Below are 21,109 nucleotides of genomic sequence, written 5' to 3' on the forward strand. Positions count from 1 at the left end.
TCACCCTCCATCTTTCATCGAATTCACCGCTTGTTTGCTTTCCTCAAATGCCAGGAGTGCTGCTTGAGGTTCACTCAACCCGCCTTTTCGCAAGGTTTTAATTCGCTCTTGCATCTCTAAATAATCTTTCGGAATCACTCGTACAAATTTCTTACTCATATCTGCCCAGCTATCTAACACTCTCTTCCCATATGGACTATGCGTGTAACGAACATGGTTTTCGATTAATTGAAGGACTGTTTGGAGTTCTGTCTCATCTTGGACCGAATCAAGATACACTTGTTCTTGATTACATTTCACACGGAAATCCTTTGTTACATCCAATACATAGGCAACTCCACCTGACATACCCGCTGCGAAGTTTTTCCCGGTTGTTCCTAATACAATGACTTTTCCACCTGTCATGTATTCACAACCATGGTCACCAACACCTTCTACAACCACATTTGCACCACTGTTCCTCACACAAAAGCGCTCTCCAGCAATTCCGCTGATATAGGCTTCGCCTGCAGTTGCCCCGTAAAATGATACGTTTCCGACGATGATATTGTTTTCCCAGACAAAAGTAGCCTTTCGTGAAGGCCGAACAATAATTTTTCCTCCTGATAATCCCTTTCCGATAAAATCATTGGCATCTCCCACTAGTCTCATCGTTAATCCAGGTGGAATAAAGGCACCAAAGCTTTGACCGGCAGAGCCTGTAAAAGTAAGGCGAATGGTGTCATCAGGTAACCCCTTGGCACCATACCGTTTCGTAATTTCACTGCCTAACATGGTTCCTGCCACTCGGTTAATGTTCCGTATCGATAAAGTCGCCTCTATTGGTTCTTGGTTTTCAAGCGCTTCTTTACATAACGGGATTAATTCTTGTTTGTCTAATGTTTTATCGAGTCCGTGAACCTGTTCAACCGTTGCATAACGACTAACATGTTTAGGCACTTCAGGCTGATAAAGAAGGGCTGATAAGTCAATCCCTTTGGTTTTCCAATGGGTAATGGCTTTATTCGTCTCTAAAACATCTGTCCTTCCGATCATTTCATTTATGGTCCGGAACCCAAGTTCTGCCATGAGTTCTCTCACTTCCATCGCAATGAATCTCATAAAGTTTGCAACATGCTCAGGTTCACCCGTAAACTTTTTTCGCAGTTCCGGGTTTTGAGTGGCTACCCCTACTGGACATGTATCAAGATGACATACTCGCATTAAAATACATCCTAGTACGACTAACGGTGCGGTTGAAAATCCGTATTCCTCCGCACCAAGTAAGGAAGCAATGACAACATCCCGGCCTGTCATCATTTTTCCATCTGTTTCCACAACGATTCGGTCACGCAAACGATTTAAGAGCAAGGTTTGATGTGTCTCTGCCAGCCCTATTTCCCAGGGTAACCCAGCATGTTTCAAACTTGTCCTTGGTGCTGCCCCGGTTCCGCCGTCATATCCGCTAATAAGAACAAGATCTGCTCTCCCTTTAGCGACTCCAGCAGCAATGGTTCCTACACCTACTTCTGATACAAGCTTGACACTCACTCTCGCGGAAGGATTTGCATTTTTTAAGTTATGAATTAATTCTGCTAAATCTTCAATGGAATAAATATCATGGTGCGGCGGCGGTGAAATCAAATCTACACCTGGTGTAGAACCTCTAACCTCTGCAATCCATGGATATACTTTTTTTCCCGGAAGATGCCCCCCTTCTCCTGGTTTAGCACCTTGGGCCACCTTAATTTGGATCTCATCGGCGTTTACAAGATAATGACTATTCACACCGAATCGACCAGAAGCAACTTGTTTAATCGCACTACGACGTAAATCGCCATTTGGATCAGGTGTAAATCTGTTAGGGTCTTCTCCCCCTTCTCCAGAGTTACTTTTGGCACCAATTTTGTTCATTGCAATGGCAAGCGCTTCGTGGGCTTCACTACTGATCGAGCCGTAAGACATCGCTCCCGTTTTAAACCGTTTACAAATTTCTTCAATGGACTCCACTTCGTCCAGCGGTATTGCTTCACGTTTTTTAAACGATAGCATGCCTCGAATCGATTGAAGATTATGCTTCGGATCTGTCAGTAAGGATGAATACTCTTTAAACAGCTTGTAATTATTTGTTCGGCAAGCTTGTTGCAAAAGGTGAATCGTCCGAGGATTGTATTGATGATCTTCCCCGTCGTGGCGCCACTGAAAATCATCACCTGTTTCCAATGTCCTCTTCTCACCTCTTGACTCATCAAAGGCTCTTTTATGCCTCATCATCACTTCTTCGGCAATAATATCTAACCCGATTCCGCCTATTCGCGTGGCAGTTCGAGTAAAGTATTTATCAATAACGTCCTTGTCAATTCCGATTGCCTCAAAGATTTGTGCACCACGATAACTCTGAATGGTTGAAATCCCCATTTTCGATAGCACTTTAACGATTCCGTCTGTCGATGCCTTTATGTAAACATCAATCGCATCCTCAACCTGCATTTCACGTATATCATCGATTTCAATCAAACCTCGCAGGGATTCAAATGCTAAATACGGATGAATCGCTTCTGCCCCAAAACCAAGTAATGCTGCGAAATGATGGACCTCTCTAGGTTCTGCTGATTCAAGGATGATACTTACCTTGGCACGTGTCCCTTTTCGGATCAGGTGATGATGTAAGCCAGAAACGGCGAGTAAGGCCGGTAAAGCTGCATATTCGACATTGACTCCGCGATCAGATAAAACGAGTAAGGAAGCCCCATTGTCAATCGCGTTGTCAGCCTTTGAAAATAAATCGTCTAAAATCTGTTCAAAATGAGGAGGAGCATCAACAGAAAAATTGATCGATAGAGTTTCGCTCTTAAAACTAGATTTATACAGCTTGCACAGCTGACTATTTGTCAAAATAGGGGTGTGAATTTGAATTTGTTTACAGCTCTCAGGCTCAGGTTTGATAAGGTTTCTTTCCGGTCCAATTGTTGTGACAACGGAAGTAATGATTTCCTCCCGAATTGCATCAATTGGCGGATTTGTTACTTGCGCAAACAGCTGTTTGAAATAGTTATAAAGCAGCTGTGGTTTTTTAGATAAGACCGCAAGCGGCGAATCATACCCCATAGAACCAACCGGATCTTTCCCGTCCGTTACCATAGGCTTCAATACTTTATTTAGCTCTTCGTTTGTATACCCAAAGGCAAGTTGTTGTTTTATTCGGTCATCCATAGTAAAAACGTTTTTATGATTGCTCGTTTCAGGCAGGTCATCTATACGAACTAGATGCTTAGCCAACCAATCTTTATATGGTTGTTCAGACGCGATTTCCGCTTTAATTTCTTCATCCGGAATAATTTTGCCCTTTTCTAAATCAACAAGAAGCATTTTTCCAGGGTGAAGTCTGCCTTTATACTCAATATCGTCAACAAAAATATCTAAGGCACCTACTTCGGAACCCAAAACAATCATCCCGTCTTTTGTTACATAATACCGGGCAGGCCGCAGCCCATTTCGGTCAAGACATGCTCCTATTTGTTTCCCATCTGTAAATACGATGGCCGCAGGCCCATCCCATGGTTCCATTAAACAGCTATGAAATTCATAGAATGCTTTCTTTTCATCATCCATTGTGACGTCATTTGCCCATGGCTCGGGAATCATCATCATGGCCGTATGAGCTAGTGAACGTCCAGAAAGATGAAGAAATTCAAAACAATTATCAAACATCGAAGAATCGCTGCCATCTGTATCAATGACCGGAAATAGCTTTTGATAATCGTTATCTCGAAACAATTCAGATTCACAGAGGGCTTCTCTAGCCTGCATCCATTTAACGTTTCCTTTAATGGTATTAAATTCTCCATTATGGATGGTAAATCGATTGGGATGGGACCTTTCCCAACTTGGAAATGTATTGGTACTAAATCGCGAATGAACAAGGGCTAATGCCGACTTAAAGTCTCGGTGATTCAAATCAATATAAAAGGAATCGAGTTGTTCTGGAATTAACATGCCTTTATACACAATGGTTCTTGATGATAAACTACAAACGTATAGACCTTCTTGATGTTCAAGATCAGAAGGGGAAACTTCGTTTTCTAATCGTTTTCGGATCACATATAATTTTCTTTCGAAATCACTTTTATCTTTAAGGTCGCCTGAAGGAGCTATAAACATTTGACGAATAAACGGTTTTGATTTTTTGGCAAGGTCACCGACATAAGAATCATTCACTGGTACGGTCCTCCAGCCTAGAAAAGTCTGTCCTTCCTCTTCAATGACGTTTTTAACTAATTTTTGGACCCTTTTTCTAATCTCTGGGTCTTGCGGTAAAAAGACCATACCAATCCCATACCTCCCTTCTTCAGGGAGTTCAATATTTTCTTTTTCACATTGTTTTTCAAAAAAAGAATGTGGAATTTGAGTCAGAATACCAGCGCCGTCACCCGTGCTAATGTCTGCAGATTGTCCGCCCCTGTGTTCTAAATTACATAAAATCGTTATCGCATGTTCCACGATGTCGTGTGACTTTTTTCCATTTATATTAGCGACCATTCCGATTCCACAAGCTTCATGTTCATATTCAGGCAGATATAAACCTTGTGCACTCGGATAACCAAGCTTTTTCATGACAACATCCCTTCTTACTGAAATTATGATGGGAACGTTAATACCTTTCACATAAAAATAGTGTATACTTTTCATTTCCATTTAATTCTATCTCCAATAAAAGTCGTGCCTGTCAAAACCCAAGTTATTCGTCATTCGTATTCAAAGTGCTCTTTAGGATCCATAAAAAAACCCTCGCAGATAGAATATACGAAGGTTTAGTCAGCTCAATTATACATAATTAATTTAACACAGGAGATATTATTGCTAGCGAAGAAATAGTTGGAGGAAACAAATTCATGGAAACAAAACATCATATTGATTTAACATCTGCAGAAATGGCAAATCTTTGGATGGCGTACCAAAATGATACGATGGTCATTTGTGTTCTTAAATATGCCCTAGCTACCGTTCAAGATACAGAAATTCGTGCTGTTTTAGAATTTGCGTTACAGTTATCTCAATCACATGTTCAACAATTAACTGCAATGTTTAACGAAGAACAACTTCCGATTCCGGATGGATTTAACGAAAATGAGGATCTTAATTTACAAGCCCCTCCTTTATTTACGGATACGTACTATCTGACATACATTCACAACATGGGCAAAATTGGAATTGAATCATATGGGATGGCTCTAGCTAATTCTTCTCGATTAGACCAAAGTCAATATTTCACCAATTGTCTATCTGAATACACGCAACTATTTAACAAAGCATTACAAGTATTATTATCAAAGGGAAACCATACGAGATCTCCGCATATTCCAAAACCAAAACAGGTTCAATACGTTCAAAAACAAAGTTATTTAACAGGTTGGTTTGGCAGGCGTAGACCTCTTAATGCAATTGAAATAGGGAATATCTATTTTAGTATGATACGAAATATGTTAGGAGAAGCACTGGTCACGGGATTTAGTCAAGTGGCGAAGTCTCAAGAGGTTCGTAATTTTATGGTAAGAGGGAGAGACATTTCAGCTAAACATATTGAAATATTCAGCTCTGTATTAAGTGAGGATCACCTGTCTCCAGCTAGTAAATGGGATGCTGAGGCAACAGATTCAACGGTTGCCCCATTTTCCGATAAACTGATGATGTTCCATGTAACAGCGTTAATTTCGATAGGAATCAGCCATTATGGGGCTAGTCTTGGGACAAGTCCAAGACGCGATTTAGGAGCACTTTATTCTCGATTAATGGCGGAAATTGTACAATATGCAGAAGATGGTGCCAATATAATGATTGATAATGGCTGGCTAGAGCAACCTCCACAAGCCCCAGATCGGGATCAGTTAGCTAATAAGTAGTGAATGCAATGTCTAGGGAAGGACGAATTGAGAAAATCCTTTGAAGTATTGCATTACCTAGTAAAGAAAAGATCAGCATAAAATGTTTTCGTTAATGCATATTCACTTATTTAGTTGGATTAAGATTTAACTTTCTCTTTTGCCAATACAAATGAATTGCTTAATGTCCCAATCTCTTTAATTTTACATTCAATTGTATCTCCAGCACCGACAAACTCTGCTCCAACCGGACTACCAGTCAGGATGACATCCCCCGGCTGAAGTGTCATCACTTTTGTCAGATAGGATACCATTCTTCGGATCGGAATAATCATTAGCTCGGTTGCACTATTTTGCTTCTCCACACCATTCAGTCTTGCTTCCACCTTAACAGCAAATGGATCTATTTCTGTCTCAATAACGGGCCCTAGTGGTGTGAAGGTATCAAAGGACTTACCAATGGTCCAATGCCCGTCCTGATGAAAAAACTGAGGAGCTGTTACATCGTTTCCAACCGTGTATCCGAACACGTAATCCAACACTTCTGATTCAGGAACATTTTTAGCTTCCTTACCAATGACAATAGCTAACTCTGATTCGAACTTCACCTTTTCGATCCCTTCCGGAATGATGATATCTTCCTCAGGCCCAATAACGGAGGATATTGGTTTAAAGAAGAATACAGGAATTTCTAGAAGCTCTGAAGGTCGGTCTTCAAGTTTAGAAACATAGTTTGCTCCAATTCCAATAATTTGGTTTGGCTTTATAGGAGCCTGAAGTGTTACATCATTTATAGAAAATATTTGTCCTGTATACTCCCAATTATCTTCAAAAATATCTCCATTAATTTCTTGTATCGTGTTTTCAGACATCACACCTGTGTAAACGGACGAACCTTTAGTAAATCTAGTAAATTTCATTGCGATACTCCCTCTCAAACAGTGTATTCTAATTCAACCTTCTTTCGAGCCACTTAAGGTAGCTCCACCGGTTCTGTCAAGGAACCAGGTGTTAATGTTTTAAAAAAATAGCATGATTAACCCATTGATTTCAATAATTTGATAAAAATGGCGTGCCCAAACTGATATTAGTTGAGGAACGCCATTTTTTTACAAAAGGTTATTTCTAACAAGTAAAAATCTTTTATGTCACGATGAGGCAAAACTTTTTCCGTTCAGATAATAAGCGGACTCCTGAAATGTGCTGAAAGCGACTTCTACTTCTGGAAATTCGAGTGCTTGAATATGTTTGGTTACAATTTTGGCAAATTGGTCTTGAATTTCCTGTCCGCGATCAAACCATTTAACTTCAATTAATGGATGGCAAGGAACTTCATTGCCATCATATACATAGGTAGAATGGACAATTTCTAAGGTGAAATTGTCCGTTCCACATGCACATAAATCTGCCAAATCATGTACTAACGAAGTACTAATCGTTTTAACCTGATCCACTGAAACTCCTCTAATAATTAAATGTGGCATACAAATCCCTCCTTTAACCGTATGATAAATTTTAAATAGATAAAAAACAAAGTTCATAATGACACTAATTTATCTAAGGGCCAAATCAAACCTGCTGATGGAATAGCAATCAATTGGTATAGATGTTTCCCCATCCAGAATTAATTCAGTCATAAGTGTTCCTATTAGCGGCGATAGGGTTACGCCGCTATGCGTAGCTGCCAAATAAAGGTTTGCTATACCTGGGATATTCCCCAGTATTGGAAAACCATCTTCCGGCATGGCTCGAATTCCTGAAAAAGCGCGAACAACCTTTGCTTTTCTTAATTGCGGAACATAGTGAACAGCCATATTAGCCGTTTCTTGAATGACATCCAATGTGGTTGCTCTGTTAAAACCTTCTTCTTCCATTGAATATCCGATTAATACCTCGCCATTATAGGCCTGTCTCAACCCGCTGATGGTATAATGTAAAAATGGTTTTAGGGGTTCGGTAACAAGAATCTGCCCTCTTAACTGGTTGACCGGAATGCTGATGTCAATTAATTTTCCTAATTCTCTTGACCAGGTACCGCCAGCAAGAACAAGATTCTTACAAGCGTACGTTCCCTTTTGTGAGACAACAATGAATTTTCCAGTAAGCTTTTGAATCTCCGTTACTTTATTATAAGTAGAGTATTGAACCCCATTTTTCTTGGCCGTCCTCATATACATATCGACTAACCGAAAAGGATTGACGTTGCCATCAATGGAACTATACGTAGCGCCTGCAACCTCTGGATTGAGCGATGGTTCTTTTTCTAAGGCCTCTTCACGGGATAGAACCTTAATTTTGATGCCAATTTTTTTGTAGACCTCCGCAAGCTGTAACGCTTTTTCGCGATCCGTTTCATTAAAAAATGGAGAAAGTCCGCCAGTCCGTTTATATTCTACATCGCCAATTTTTTTTGATAAATATGGATAAAGTTCGGCACTGTACATATTAAACTCGGCATACCAAGACGGTGTTTTATTATGAACCCATACCCACGCTTGTGTGGAACCTGAAGTTCCCGACAGTGGGAATTTTTGATCCAGTACCAGAATTCCATCCTTTTTTCGTTCCGAAAGGTGATAAGCGATGCTGCTTCCGACGACCCCTCCCCCGATAATGATCGTTTCATAACTTGTTTCCATTTATCTCACCTTCCCATCCTCTAGCTCCACCTCATCTAAAACAGATTTCACCGAGGTAAATGAGGTACTATTCGTTGCTAGTGTTTCGAGCTTAATTGGACTTATCGGCATCCTCATACGCGGTAAAGGAATCTCTTGAAAAGGTATTTCTGTTTTCTCATGAATTATAGTGGCCACCAGACTACTGCATATTTTTGACTGGCATGGTCCCATGCCGCAGCGTGTCATTCTTTTAATATCATCAAATCTCTTGGCGCCATTCGAAATGACTTCCTCGATTTCTTCGTAACTGATTTCTTCACATCGACAAATAATCGTGGTTTTATCCAATTTATTCACCTTCTCGTCTCTTAATCTTTTCGAACTAAGAGATAAATTGGTCCTTAAGGACGGGATGTTCAAAGTTTTCAACATGCTGATTTCTTGCTTTCCATGCATCTGGATAAAGCTTCGTCTCAAGAATTTCGAGTTCTCTCCATAGAGACATGGTCTCGATATTGGCCTTTTGCTTACTGATAGCTCCCAGGGATTCAGAAACATTAACCCCGGCTATAATACCTGTTGTTAGTAAAACTCCCTGAGAACTGACCCCGGCAGCGTTCCCCGCTAAAAAAACATCTTCCCGGTCTGTTTGTAAAGATTTGTTGTATTGCGGGATCCAGCCTCCTAATTCTTTTTGATAACTGAATGAACAGCCAAGCTGGTAAAAAACATCTAGAATCGGCGACCGGCCGCCATCTATACATACGACATCCACACTTACGGTAAGGATCTGTTCTCCGTTCTCGATATCAATTTCCTCCACCTTACCAATTCCCCTGGCTTCCTTGATGAAGGAATTAACATAAACTGGAATACCTCTTTTTCGAACCTCTTCCACTTTTTCTTCATCCTGTGCCGTAACAGTTGGATTTTTTTCGACAATCCCCTTAATCTGTACACCGATCTCAGTAAGCTGGAGGGCAACATCCATCGCAAAGTCACTGGATCCTACGATAACGGCATGTTTACCAGGCATGACAAAATCCCGATTCATTAAGGTTTGGACTGCACCTATGGTCATGACTCCCGGTAGCGTCCATTTCGGAAAGGCAAGGGCCTTTTCAGCCGCACCCGTAGCCACGATTATTTTTTTCGCTTTAAGAGGAAATACATTGACCTCATCCGAAAGACCAACACTTCCATCCTTGTAAAAGCCAATCACACGATGACCTAGCAAACAACGAATGTAGGAATCTTCTACTTGTTTCGTTAAAAGTCCAGCCAGCTCAAACCCGCGCATAGGCTGATAGGACGAAGGCAGCGAATTAAGGACTTGGGTCTGTTGAATCAATTGTCCGCCCATAGAAAAAGATTCTTCTACTATGGTTACATCTAAACCTCTTGATGCTGTTTCCAATGCAGCAGTTAGACCTGAGGGACCAGCACCAATGATAAGAACATCAGTCTCCACGGCATTCACTCCTTACTTCTGGATCTCCATCATTCGGATAAATCTTCATGCCTTCTTCTACCTTCGTCATGCATGTACGTACATGATCCTCCCCATTTACCGTCATATAGCAGCTGCAGCATCTGCCCCGCGAGCAAAACATACCTCTTGGCTGAATCAAATTCCTGCTCTGCCCTAATTTTTTTATATCATTGGCCAACAAGGCTGCAGCCAAGGATTGGTGTTCATAGGCCGCAAGCGGTTTATCGTTAAAAAAGATTGTTACTTGTTTTTGAAGCTGTTCCCCTAATACGGGATGATGTTTGATGTGCATAAAAACACCTTCTTATGAATTTTTCGACTCAAATACTTTTCCTACGCCTAATACTCTTTCGATGACGATCATTAATACGACTGTTAAAAGAATCATGATACTAGAAACAGAGGTGATGATTGGATCATACTGGTATTGCATATAGGTATAAATCCGCACTGGCAGCGTCACCACATCGGTACTGACAATAAATAGAGCAACGGTTAAGTCGTCGAAAGAGGTAATGAAGGCAAAAATTGCTCCTGCAATGACACCCGATTTAATAATCGGAAGAGTAATTTGAAAAAATACCCTGAGGCTTCCCGCCCCTAAATTCATAGCCGCTTGCTCGATTGTGCTGTCGAACCCTACTAAACTAGCAACAACCAGCCGCATGACAAACGGAATAGTTAAGATAATATGACCAATAATTAAAGCAGCCGGGCTCGCAGCCAAACCAATCCAAGAAAAAAACTGTAAAAGTGCTACCCCAAATACAACGGAAGGGATCAAAAGAGGTGAACCTACTAATTGCATGATGGCTGTTTTCCCTCTAAATTGATATCTGACAACTGCTATAGAAGCCATCGTTCCAATAATCGTTGAAAGGATGGCCGTACCAAAGGCAACGCTGATACTGAGCATGAAGGACTGCATAAATTCAGGATGATTGATTAATTCGACATACCACCTGAATGTGATTCCTTTGGGAGGAAACACGATAAACTCGGTAGTTGTCAAGGAAGACAATAAAACAACGACAATCGGGGCAGCCAAAAAGATGTAGACGAGCAGACAAAAGAAATTTAAACCAAATTTTGGTAATTCCTTCCTCATTGAATGGCCACCCCTTTTTTGGAGCTAGTAAGCAATTTGCTATAAATAATAATAGTAATAGTGGCAATAAAGATTAATAGGAACCCAATGGCCGACCCATAAGGCCAATTCAGCATCACCGCAACCTGTTCATATGTAAGGTACGACATCACTTTTACCTGAGGTCCCCCTAAAATCGCAGGAGTGACAAAGGAACTTACTCCTAAACTGAACACCATAACGGAACCAGCAAATATTCCAGGCAGCGTTAAGGGCAAAATGATTGAAAAGAAGGTTCGAATCGAGCTGGCACCTAGATTTTGTGAAGCTCGAATCACAGAAGGGTCAATTCTTTCAAGCGAACCCATAATACTTAACACCATATAAGGGAATAACACGTGCACCATTCCAATGACCACGCTAAACTCCGTATAGAGCAAGGTTAATGGTTTATCAATCAACCCAAGATTCATTAACGTATGATTGACGACTCCATTATTCGATAACAAAATAACCCAGCCATAACAACGGATTACCATGCTGATTAACAGGGGTGACAGAACTAAAAGGGTTAAATAATTCTTAATCCTTCCCTTTGCTTTTGTAATTTGATAGGCTACTGGGAACGAAATAACAATCGCAGCCAGTGTAGTAATCAGCGCTATTTTGACCGTCCGCCATACAACCCCAAGATAGAATTTATCTGTAATAAATTTAAGATAATTTTGTAGCGTCCAATCATGGCCAATCCCGCTTGCTGCGTCAAAAGTCTTAAAGCTTGTGATAAAAAGGAAGAACAACGGAAGCAAAAAGAAGAAAATAAAAATACCGAGGGTCGGAAGTAATAAAAGCAAATAATCAAGCTTTTTTTTCGTTAAATTCCTTTTTTTCTCCCTGAATAGCAGTTCCTGTTCCTGATACGCTGTTTCAGCCTGCATTGGATCAAGTCACCTCACTTTTTGGTAGCTAATAAATCCTCTGGATTCCATTTAATACATACATGTTTCCCCTCTTGAACCAGATCAGGATTTAACGCAACATTGGAAATATCAGCAATGAATTGTTTCTCCTTGTTTACTAAAATGTACCGGGTTTTCGCACCCAAAAACATTTTCCTTTCCACGCTAACCTGAAGACCCTCACTATTTTCTATCGAAATTTGTATTTTTTCAGGCCTAATATAAAAGTCAATCACAGAATCCTTCGGCTGGTGACCCGATAGAACCTGCTCATAGCCGTCCAAAGACACTAAGCATTGACTATCACTCAGTGCCTCGAGCACCTGACCTTGAATCTGGTTTACTTCGCCAATAAACCTTGAGACGAAATCAGTCTGAGGGTGGTTGTAAATGGCTACAGGAGTATCGAGCTGTTCAATTCTGCCTTCATACATAACCGCGATCCTGTCTGAAATTGCAAGTGCCTCTTCCTGATCATGAGTGACAAAAATGGTGGTAATCCCAACCTTTTTTTGAATTTCGACGATTTCTTCACGCATTTCTTGACGGAGTTTGGCATCCAAATTGCTTAATGGTTCATCAAGAAGCAAAACTTTCGGCTTGATCACGAGTGCTCTTGCTAGTGAAACACGCTGCTGCTGACCACCGGACAGCTCCTTTGGATAGCGTTTTTCATAGCCTGCCAGCCGGACCATCTCAAGCGCTTCTGTAACACGGGTATGAATCTCGCTTTTACTAACCTTCCGAAGCTTTAAACCATAGGCAACATTATCAAATACGGTCATGTGGGGAAAGAGAGCATAGTTTTGAAAAACCATGCCCATTTCTCTTTTATTAGGAGGAAGCAGGTGAACAGGCTTCCCGTCCACCACGATTCTTCCGCCGTCTACATCTAGAAACCCAGCAATCATATTTAAGGTAGTTGTTTTTCCGCAGCCTGATGGCCCAAGGAAAGAAACAAGCTCTCCCTGCTTGATTTCAAGGTTCATCTTTTTTACAACTTCTGTTTTATTAAAGGTTTTCACTACGTTTTCAAGGCATAAATAGCTCATCATTTCACCCCTTCATTAGTGGGTCACTTCAATTTCTTTATTTGCTCTCTCTGTCCATTCCGCTCTCTTTGTATTGACATACTCCCAATCTACTTTCACAAGCTTTGCAATTTCATCTTCACCGTAAACGATCTTCTTGGTAATATCCCCATCTAGTTTCACGTTTTTATTGACAGGACCGTCAAATAAAGCGTTTGCAAATTCCACTTGGGTATCTTCACTTAAAATAAAATTAACAAACTTTTGGGCCAGCTCTTCATTTGGAGCGCCTTTTACCACACTAACCGTTGCCATAAGTGCAGGGGCACCCTCCTCTGGTATCACATACTCAATTGGGAATCCTGTATCTTGCAGGGTGTACACACGGCTGCTTCCCCACGCACTTGCAACGGTTTGACCTTGTAAGAAGTAGTTAGAAACATCAGCGGTTTTATCAAATGTCACTGCGTTTTTAGCAATTTCCTTCATTTTTTCAAATCCAGGTTCAATATCCTGCGCGCTTCCTCCGTTTGCTATAGCTGACATGAGAAGCATATGCACTCCGTACGTATTGGCAATGGATGGCAGAACTAATTTATCTTTAAACTTAGGATCTGCTAAGTCATTCCAGGATTTAACCGGCTCCCAGCCATTTTGTTTAAAGGTATCTTTGTTATAAGCTAATCCCGTCGTAATAATCCCAAAACCAACTCCGATCTTGTCCTTATCTTTGGCAATATCATAGACATCTTTCAGGTTTGTCACAATACTCTCATCTAATGGTGCTAGTAAACCAAAAGCTTTTGCCTGAGCCTGCGGTCCATCATCCATGAAAGCGACATCGATTTGCGGCTTATCCTTTTGTGCCTGTAGTTTTGACAGTGTATCAACAGAACTTCCGGTAATATACTTCACTTTCACACCGTATTCCTTTTCAAACTTTGGAATAAGTGTCTCTTTCATCTTTTTTTCATAGCTTCCACCATAGGCAGCAAATACTAATGTTTTTCCGCCTTCACCTGCTGATTTTTCAGACGAATTGCCCGTTTGGCTGCTGCACGCAGAAATAATACCTAGAACAAGAATAATTAATAGAGCTAACGACACGTTTCTTTTTTTCATCATTACTCCTCCTCAAATATAGATATCTCTCATATGCGGAAATACTTTAGCTACTGGACTTTCCTCCCTTTCCTTTTAAATTATTTTAGTAATCATTGATGTAATTTTTTAAATTTTCAGATAAGCGCTTTCAAAAAAATATAATATTATAATCTATTAAGTTATAATATTATACATTTATACTTATCTAAAAATGAATCTCAGTATAATAGGTAACTTGATCATGGCGTACATAAAATTTCGAGTATTCAATGACCTTTCCCTGCTTGGTATACGTATACCTCTCCCATTCAAACACAGGCGTACCTGGTTCAACCTGAAGCCATTCTGCCATTTCACCTAAAGCAATATACGGCTTAATTAATAGCCTAGCCCTTCCTAACAAAATATGAAACTTATTTCTCAGAATATTGTAGATAAGTTCATTATTTATATCATTTGGCGTCAGGCCAGGACATTGATCATAGGGCAGATACGAGTACTCAAGTGCAACTGGAACATCATTCTCAATTTTTAAACGCTTGATCTTAATGATTTTTGCTTCAGGCTGCAATTCTAGTTTTTCTGCCACCTCGTTTTCCGCATGTTCAATCGAAAAACCGAGTAATTCATGCGGATGTTCCTCTTCTTCTGTTGTTTTGGAGAAGAACACATTAATATCTTGTTCATTCGTGGAACCCGCTACAAAAGTACCTTTCCCTCTTTGCCGGTAAAGATACCCTTTGTTTACCAATTCAATGACCGCCCGTTTGACCGTAATGGTACTCACATCAAACAGATCAGCTAATTCCTGTTCAGTTGGCAGCTGATAACCTATATCCCACTGCTTGGATTTAATTTTTTCCTCTAATACCAGTTCCACTTGACGATAGAGAGGAACATGATTATGTTTATCTATTTTCATAAAATCACACCTAATTTATAATATTATAACTTTATAAGCTTATACTATATTTCCTATTAATACATAATTTACTTTGATTTTCCTCTGTTGTCAATATTTTTTTGAATATTATGTACATTAAAATTTTAATTATGAATGGTTTCCCCGCTCTATTTTAAGATGATTATGAAAATACTTGGATCAGCTAAGTTTCCCCTGAAATTGGTCATATTTTTTCATCTCATCGATTGTCTCTTCTAATTCCCTAATAAAATGATCAAATAGTTGAGGGTTCCCTGATTCATTAAAGTTTTGTTTATCGATGGAATTAAGTAAAGCAATTACCCCTTTAAACTTTAAATCATCAAAAAATGGGATTCGGCTTTCCCCAATCATTTCCCCTTTTACTTCAAGCTTCCCTTTGCCATTCTCCAACTTAAATGTGACTTTTTGCGTATTTTCAATTTCCAATTATGGTCACCCCAATAAAATATAAGTTTATTTCTTATTTATTAATATTATAGTGCCATAAAGATATTAATTGGATTCGAAAAAAGGAACAACTTTGTACTTTTTCGAATTGTTATAACAAAAGAAAAACCGCTAAACTTAAATAGGATTAGAGTTTAGCGGTTTGAGTTACTTAAACCGCTTCATTGGCCTGCTGGGCTGCCTTTTTAGAGAAGTAAAGGGGAATGGATATAAAAATACCAAGGAACTCAATAACATGACGAGCAAAAACCAATACAAATGAAGCGGCTGAAAATGCACATATTGCACGATTAAACCCGAAATAGCTGGACCCAGGCCAAAACCAATGTTTACTGTTACTCCTGACAACTTGATTGCCGAACTCATTTTATCGTGAGAGATTTGATTTAATAATAAAACGCTAGCAGTACCTGTAAACTGATATAACCTTTGTAATGATTACTTCCACACTTTTTACTTTTTGCATTGATATCATTCCCAGCTTATTTATACAATGCAAAAAGCCCAGCCAATTCAAAGGAAATAAGCATTTTTCTTTTTTCTTTGAATTGGCTGGGCTATCTTAAATTTAATGAAAACGGTCAGTTTTATATTTTCTGCTAATTGTTAAAAATATTTTTCTAAAATTACCTTACTTCAAAAAATGTTTTATTACATTTAATTTAACTTGCCATATTATTTTTAGCTAGGGCTGAGTTATATATAGAGTAATGATCAAGAGACAAGATTTGAGTCCTAGTAGAAAAAACAAACTTTAAGGTATGGGTTCCAACTGTATAGCTGATAATTTCTTCCTTGTTACTTGTTTTAACATCTGATTTCGGAGAACCAAAATATTTCTTTATATCCTCTTTGGTTAAGGTTTTTAAACTCGGATCATAAGATCGAATCTCAAACAATTGCTGCCCTTTATTATAAGCCACAACAACATTTTTTTTGCTATATGTGCAATAAGTGCCTTTAGCTGTATCAACATAATCACATTTATCTTCTTTTCCCCAGATCTTTCTTACTTCATCAATTGTGGTGCTTTTTAGATGAAAATCAGAGTTTAGTATCGAACCATCCTTTGCTTTAGTTGCTATATTTAAAAGTAATTTACTCTTTGCTATATTCGTTGTCGTAGTATTTGAAATAGTTGTTGTTAGTTGATAATTTAGATTATTTACATTTACAGGTGAAACTTTATTATTATTAATATGATATTTATGTTTCAAAGTTAAAATCCTGTATACACTCTTATTTATAGTATCTTCTGAAATAGTATGATTTGTCACTGCTGAATAAATACTGTTGTAGACAGTAGCCACATTTTCCATTCCATGACCAACTAAAATAATGTCGCTCCCCGCATTTACAGCCCTTACAGCTGCATCTTTCAACTTGTAGTGCTTTACAATAGCACCCATTGTCATATCATCTGAAATGACAACCCCCCCAAATCCATATTGATTACGCAATAGATTTGTAATAATGGTTTTGGACATAGATGCCGGATAATTAGGATCAATTTTTTGAACTAATATGTGAGCAACCATCACCATATCAGCATGATTTTTGAAAGCATTGTTAAAAGGAACTAATTCAACCTTTTTTAGTCTTGTAAGATCATTCTTTACTAATGGTAGTTCCAAATGAGAATCAACGGAAGTGTCTCCGTGTCCAGGGAAATGTTTTACAACCGGAATGATTTTCCCAGAACCGATACCTTTCATCATGCTAACTCCTAGTTTTGAAACAACACTGGAATTTGATCCAAATGAACGATCCCCAATAACTGCATTTTTAGGATTACTTTGGATATCTAGAACGGGAGCGAAATCTGTGTTAAATCCAAAAGCTTGCAATTCAGTTGCGATTACCTTACCGATATTAAATGCGTATTTTTCATCATTTGTATTTCCAATGATTCTTGCACTGGGTGTGTTTTTGATTGCTGATGGCATTCGGTTTACCCTTCCACCTTCTTGGTCGACGGATATAAATAATGGAATCTTATTCTTGCTGTTTGTAGCTTTAATATTATTTGTTAAGTTTACTAATTGAGGAGCATCCTTAACATTCGTTTGATATAGGATTAACCCGCCCAGCTTGTATTTATTAATAAGGGTTTGTGTATTTGTGTTAACAGTTGTACCATCAAAACCTGCGATTATCATTTGCCCGATTTTCTCATTTAAAGTCATCTTTTTTAATTGCTCTTGAATGGGATCTATCTTAGGTGGTAAAGTTGTCTTTTGGCTATCTTTAGTTTGGCTAGTATTCATCTCTTTTTGTTTATCCATTTTATCACTATTATTATTTGTATTATTCTGTGAACAACCATTAATAAGTGTTAATGTACTCAAAATGAACAGCATTTTCATCATCAACTTTTTCATTGTGTTGCTCCTTCCAGTAATAATCTAATGATTGTTTTTCTATTCGATTTAGACACTATTTTGTACCGTATCTCCATATTTTTGAAATAAATAATCCACCTACTATTGTACCAATTATCCCCTTAAGTTACCGCCAGTTAAAACATTCTAGCGACCACCTTGAGGGATATTATTATTTAGACAAAGGCAAAAAGCCACCAAACATTTTCAACAACCCTATCTACTAAATTCGTTACTTAATTATTTACCATTTCTAATGATTAGCTACTTCTAAAAGACGAGGTTCTTGGTTAACAGCAACAGGATTTCCTACTAATTCAAGAACATTTAAATCCGTGTAACTGTCCCCACTGTCCCTACACTTCTAAGCCTGCAATTCCGATGCCGCCAGGTCCAGCATGAGTAGAGATCATTGCACCGGCTTGAATCCACTTTACATTTTTGAAACCAGATTCTTTTACGATTTCATCCATCCTCTGCTTGATCGTTTCATCGAGTCCGATAGAGTAAATAAGATAAAGTTGTCCCCTATCAATGTCATATTGATTTAAATAATCTCGGATGAGTTTTTCTGAAACAGCTTCCATTTTCCCACGATATTTTTTTGTTGAAACAAGTTTTCCATCAATTAGTTCAATAAGCGGCTTTATTTTTAACAAAGCCCCTCCTAGATATGCTAGATTACTTACACGTCCTCCTGCTCTTAAAAATTCTAAGCTGCCGGGAACGAAAGCCAGTCTTGATTTAGGAATCTTTGATTCAATCTTCTCTACTAAGCGAACCGGGTCAATCAAGGGTTCATTCTCTAACAAGTTAACCGCATACATCACAATCGCAGTTAATCCACCTGTAACGTTCAAAGAATCAATTAAATAGATATCATTCAATTCTTCCGCTGCGATGATCGCATTTTGGAAAGAAGAAGATGCCTTTGACGTATAACCAATATGTATGATGATGCAATCAGGAAAATCATCCTTTATCTTCGTGAAAAATTCAAGATATTCATGGGAGTTTGTGGACGTTGTAGAGGGTATTGTTTTTGTCCGCTCGTAATACTCATAAATATCCGTAACAGGTAACGTACCATCTAAATAATCCTGCCCATCCATGATCACGTGCATCGGGACCACTTGAACATTATGTTTTTCAGCTAATTCCTCTGGTAAATCCGCACCACTCTCTGTCGACAAAATCAATCTATTCATAAATGTCCTCCTGTATAAAAAGCCGTTACAATTCGTTCCGCAATTTTAAGTTCTACTCTACTATACATCAAAGATTATCACTAGTAGGGAAGTAATTCTTCACACACTAACATAAAAATAGACGTTAAGTGCTGCTTAACGTCTATTTACGGGAAACTGAAATGACTTTTTCAAAGCGAATAAGTTTAATTAACAAATAAATAATCCCTGAATCACCGCGATTGGATTCAGGGGTTTATTTCCAATGTTTTTCTTTCACCGAACTTTAATTCACTAACTCAAAACCATTTACTATTCCCCTTAAATATCAAAAACAACGAAATGACTCATAAGACTAAACCTGTGATGCGGTACCAATCAATTGGTATCGGTTGTTTGATGAAGATCCCAAAGTGATCAAGTGTTACACTTATAAATAACTGTCATATTTCTTACAGGACAGTTTTTTCTCCCAACGATTCTTTAAGGAAAGTGGTTAAATAATCGACATTGGTAATGTTCTTGTTACACTCTGTGCTATCAAAGCAAATATAGTTTCCGATCGCTTTATAGTAATCAGGATTTTTAGCCTTTTTTTCTTTGGTAACAGTGGAGATATAGGCGACCTGGCCAAATCGATTACAGAAGGAACAGATATTATCCTTATTTAGCAATGTATATTTGCATTCAATTCCAACCATTTTCCCCTCTAATTCAAACACTATAAACTTCTTATTAGTGCTGATATCCACCCAGCTTAAATATGTAAGCTGATGTAGATTCATTTTGCCTAAATCAGGGAGTTTTAATTTTTTATTTTTGGGAAACATCTTTTTCATTTGTGCTTCAGAGACCTTTGGAAATGGTAGCAAATAGACATGAAGCTGCTGAATGTATTTGTTATATTCCTGGTCGGTTTTAAGTGCAGAAAGATCTAACATTTCCTTTTGCTCATCCGTTGCATTAGGAAAGAGTTCTATTATTTTTAAGTTTGCTATATCCTTTACGGCCTGAATTACATTTGGGGCCGCATTCTTTTTGTAGCTATCTTTAATCAGGGCCACCTGTTTAAGAATAAAATTATAGTCAGCGTTCTTAATATATTTTTCGGTCATACTTTCACCATCCTTAGATTTATTTTAAATAATAACTCTGGCTGGGAAAATGTAAAATTCAACTTAGAAATGTTCTTAACATAAAAAAGCACGGAGAAATCATCCGTGCTTTGAATACACTATTTTTTTGATTGTTTCTATTGAAAGGAAATATTCATGCGCTAATTCCTGAATACTTGTGCCGCTAGTAAAGGCGCTTTTTATATTGGAATTGCGCTGATCAAGGAGCTTTCTTCCACCGCTAAGGCTACCCCATTTTCGATAAGTCGTTTCCGGCTTAGGGATATAAATAGTTTCCCCCTGTACATATTTTTGAATTTCTCTAATAAGTTTCTCAGGTAAAATGTTGCTTGCATTTACATATTTCATGACTGCCAGCCCCTTATTTTTTAATGATTAAATAAGGTGCAAAGCCAAGAGATGAAATAGGCGATAAGAATTTAATTTAGTTTTGCCCCATGCAAAGTATCGCCTTTTCCATATTAGGCTTTGCATGAGTGGCAGAAGTACCAGACAATCTCGAAGGATTCTCCAATGTTAAGCACCCCCTTCTTGACACTATTATAACAAATGCAATCAGGGTGATGAATATTACTTTTGTTATTTATTGTTAAAACCTGCCACATTTAATGGTTTTACTGTTTTTGACACCCATAATTTACCCATAGTTGACGGTATTGCCTGTCCGGAAGTGGACGAGTATAATGTCCACGTATAATTCCGGAGAAAGGAAAAGACGCCTCCCATGATGTACAACTGCGCCAACAGTTATACGGGAGACGTCCCACAAAAAACACTATGGTCATTGTATCAGATTACAAACTTATTGAAAAGAACAATACAGGAGTTTTTAGTTAGGGGTGCGGGGAGGATTCCCTCTC

Annotated in this window: 19 protein-coding genes; 1 reads left to right on the top strand and 18 read right to left on the bottom strand. The window is 38.6% G+C overall.

Features of this window, described 5'->3' with window-relative positions; all coding sequences use genetic code 11:
- Complete coding sequence (gltB, locus tag J7E66_RS09070) at positions 1-4,593, bottom strand: glutamate synthase large subunit (protein WP_214999406.1); 4,593 nt, start codon at positions 4,591-4,593, stop codon at positions 1-3.
- A 278-nt stretch (positions 4,594-4,871) separates the two neighbouring features.
- Between gltB and J7E66_RS09075 the strand changes: the two genes are divergently transcribed.
- On the top strand, positions 4,872-5,879 hold the full coding sequence (locus J7E66_RS09075) for a DUF3231 family protein (protein WP_214999374.1): 1,008 nt from the start codon (positions 4,872-4,874) through the stop codon (positions 5,877-5,879).
- Positions 5,880-5,998: 119 nt separating this feature from the next.
- Here the strand turns inward: J7E66_RS09075 and J7E66_RS09080 are convergent, their stop codons facing one another.
- The 17 genes from J7E66_RS09080 to J7E66_RS09155 all read right to left on the bottom strand — a co-directional run bounded on the left by J7E66_RS09080 (position 5,999) and on the right by J7E66_RS09155 (position 20,597).
- Complete coding sequence (locus tag J7E66_RS09080; RefSeq protein ID WP_214999376.1) at positions 5,999-6,778, bottom strand: fumarylacetoacetate hydrolase family protein; 780 nt, start codon at positions 6,776-6,778, stop codon at positions 5,999-6,001.
- Positions 6,779-7,006: 228 nt separating this feature from the next.
- Entirely contained in the window at positions 7,007-7,342 is a 336-nt protein-coding gene (locus tag J7E66_RS09085) for a DUF1904 family protein (protein ID WP_214999378.1), read from the bottom strand.
- 69 nt (positions 7,343-7,411) lie between these two features.
- Complete coding sequence (locus J7E66_RS09090) at positions 7,412-8,497, bottom strand: NAD(P)/FAD-dependent oxidoreductase (RefSeq protein WP_214999380.1); 1,086 nt, start codon at positions 8,495-8,497, stop codon at positions 7,412-7,414.
- Entirely contained in the window at positions 8,498-8,827 is a 330-nt protein-coding gene (locus J7E66_RS09095) for a (2Fe-2S)-binding protein (protein WP_251032846.1), read from the bottom strand.
- Positions 8,828-8,861: 34 nt separating this feature from the next.
- A complete protein-coding gene (locus J7E66_RS09100; protein ID WP_214999383.1) occupies positions 8,862-9,950 on the bottom strand; it encodes an NAD(P)/FAD-dependent oxidoreductase in 1,089 nt (362 codons plus the stop codon).
- On the bottom strand, positions 9,940-10,263 hold the full coding sequence (locus tag J7E66_RS09105) for a (2Fe-2S)-binding protein (RefSeq protein WP_214999385.1): 324 nt from the start codon (positions 10,261-10,263) through the stop codon (positions 9,940-9,942). The genes J7E66_RS09100 and J7E66_RS09105 overlap by 11 nt, the downstream gene beginning before the upstream one ends.
- A gap of 12 nt (positions 10,264-10,275) precedes the next feature.
- A complete protein-coding gene (locus J7E66_RS09110; protein ID WP_214999387.1) occupies positions 10,276-11,079 on the bottom strand; it encodes an ABC transporter permease in 804 nt (267 codons plus the stop codon).
- Positions 11,076-11,996, bottom strand: coding sequence for an ABC transporter permease (locus J7E66_RS09115; RefSeq protein ID WP_214999389.1), 921 nt, complete (start codon positions 11,994-11,996; stop codon positions 11,076-11,078). The genes J7E66_RS09110 and J7E66_RS09115 overlap by 4 nt, the downstream gene beginning before the upstream one ends.
- A gap of 14 nt (positions 11,997-12,010) precedes the next feature.
- On the bottom strand, positions 12,011-13,069 hold the full coding sequence (locus tag J7E66_RS09120) for an ABC transporter ATP-binding protein (RefSeq protein ID WP_214999391.1): 1,059 nt from the start codon (positions 13,067-13,069) through the stop codon (positions 12,011-12,013).
- Positions 13,070-13,084: 15 nt separating this feature from the next.
- Positions 13,085-14,170, bottom strand: coding sequence for an ABC transporter substrate-binding protein (locus tag J7E66_RS09125; protein ID WP_251032847.1), 1,086 nt, complete (start codon positions 14,168-14,170; stop codon positions 13,085-13,087).
- A 187-nt stretch (positions 14,171-14,357) separates the two neighbouring features.
- Positions 14,358-15,074 (bottom strand): GntR family transcriptional regulator, encoded by a 717-nt coding sequence (locus J7E66_RS09130; RefSeq protein WP_214999395.1) that lies wholly within the window; start codon positions 15,072-15,074, stop codon positions 14,358-14,360.
- Positions 15,075-15,254: 180 nt separating this feature from the next.
- Positions 15,255-15,524 (bottom strand): hypothetical protein, encoded by a 270-nt coding sequence (locus J7E66_RS09135; protein ID WP_214999397.1) that lies wholly within the window; start codon positions 15,522-15,524, stop codon positions 15,255-15,257.
- 683 nt (positions 15,525-16,207) lie between these two features.
- On the bottom strand, positions 16,208-17,926 hold the full coding sequence (gene nagZ / locus J7E66_RS09140; protein ID WP_214999398.1) for a beta-N-acetylhexosaminidase: 1,719 nt from the start codon (positions 17,924-17,926) through the stop codon (positions 16,208-16,210).
- 356 nt (positions 17,927-18,282) lie between these two features.
- Entirely contained in the window at positions 18,283-19,134 is an 852-nt protein-coding gene (locus J7E66_RS09145) for a DegV family protein (protein WP_214999400.1), read from the bottom strand.
- Positions 19,135-19,460: 326 nt separating this feature from the next.
- On the bottom strand, positions 19,461-19,547 hold the full coding sequence (locus J7E66_RS32810; RefSeq protein WP_374103838.1) for a hypothetical protein: 87 nt from the start codon (positions 19,545-19,547) through the stop codon (positions 19,461-19,463).
- 18 nt (positions 19,548-19,565) lie between these two features.
- Positions 19,566-20,228, bottom strand: coding sequence for a FusB/FusC family EF-G-binding protein (locus J7E66_RS09150; protein ID WP_214999402.1), 663 nt, complete (start codon positions 20,226-20,228; stop codon positions 19,566-19,568).
- 99 nt (positions 20,229-20,327) lie between these two features.
- Positions 20,328-20,597, bottom strand: a complete 270-nt coding sequence (locus J7E66_RS09155; protein ID WP_214999404.1) for a CD3324 family protein — start codon at positions 20,595-20,597, stop codon at positions 20,328-20,330.
- Between the last annotated feature and the right edge of the window lie 512 nt (positions 20,598-21,109).

It is taken from the genome of Bacillus sp. ISL-7, assembly GCF_018613065.1.

What these genes read in the sequence shown, in the direction of transcription:
- gltB (WP_214999406.1), bottom strand. Translation starts at nt 4,593, where the DNA reads ATGAAAAAGCTTGGTTATCCGAGTGCACAAGGTTTATATCTGCCTGAA.
- J7E66_RS09075 (WP_214999374.1), top strand. Translation starts at nt 4,872, where the DNA reads ATGGAAACAAAACATCATATTGATTTAACATCTGCAGAAATGGCAAAT.
- J7E66_RS09080 (WP_214999376.1), bottom strand. Translation starts at nt 6,778, where the DNA reads ATGAAATTTACTAGATTTACTAAAGGTTCGTCCGTTTACACAGGTGTG.
- J7E66_RS09085 (WP_214999378.1), bottom strand. Translation starts at nt 7,342, where the DNA reads ATGCCACATTTAATTATTAGAGGAGTTTCAGTGGATCAGGTTAAAACG.
- J7E66_RS09090 (WP_214999380.1), bottom strand. Translation starts at nt 8,497, where the DNA reads ATGGAAACAAGTTATGAAACGATCATTATCGGGGGAGGGGTCGTCGGA.
- J7E66_RS09105 (WP_214999385.1), bottom strand. Translation starts at nt 10,263, where the DNA reads ATGCACATCAAACATCATCCCGTATTAGGGGAACAGCTTCAAAAACAA.
- J7E66_RS09110 (WP_214999387.1), bottom strand. Translation starts at nt 11,079, where the DNA reads ATGAGGAAGGAATTACCAAAATTTGGTTTAAATTTCTTTTGTCTGCTC.
- J7E66_RS09115 (WP_214999389.1), bottom strand. Translation starts at nt 11,996, where the DNA reads ATGCAGGCTGAAACAGCGTATCAGGAACAGGAACTGCTATTCAGGGAG.
- J7E66_RS09120 (WP_214999391.1), bottom strand. Translation starts at nt 13,069, where the DNA reads ATGAGCTATTTATGCCTTGAAAACGTAGTGAAAACCTTTAATAAAACA.
- J7E66_RS09125 (WP_251032847.1), bottom strand. Translation starts at nt 14,170, where the DNA reads ATGAAAAAAAGAAACGTGTCGTTAGCTCTATTAATTATTCTTGTTCTA.
- J7E66_RS09130 (WP_214999395.1), bottom strand. Translation starts at nt 15,074, where the DNA reads ATGAAAATAGATAAACATAATCATGTTCCTCTCTATCGTCAAGTGGAA.
- nagZ (WP_214999398.1), bottom strand. Translation starts at nt 17,926, where the DNA reads ATGAAAAAGTTGATGATGAAAATGCTGTTCATTTTGAGTACATTAACA.
- J7E66_RS09145 (WP_214999400.1), bottom strand. Translation starts at nt 19,134, where the DNA reads ATGAATAGATTGATTTTGTCGACAGAGAGTGGTGCGGATTTACCAGAG.
- J7E66_RS09150 (WP_214999402.1), bottom strand. Translation starts at nt 20,228, where the DNA reads ATGACCGAAAAATATATTAAGAACGCTGACTATAATTTTATTCTTAAA.
- J7E66_RS09155 (WP_214999404.1), bottom strand. Translation starts at nt 20,597, where the DNA reads ATGAAATATGTAAATGCAAGCAACATTTTACCTGAGAAACTTATTAGA.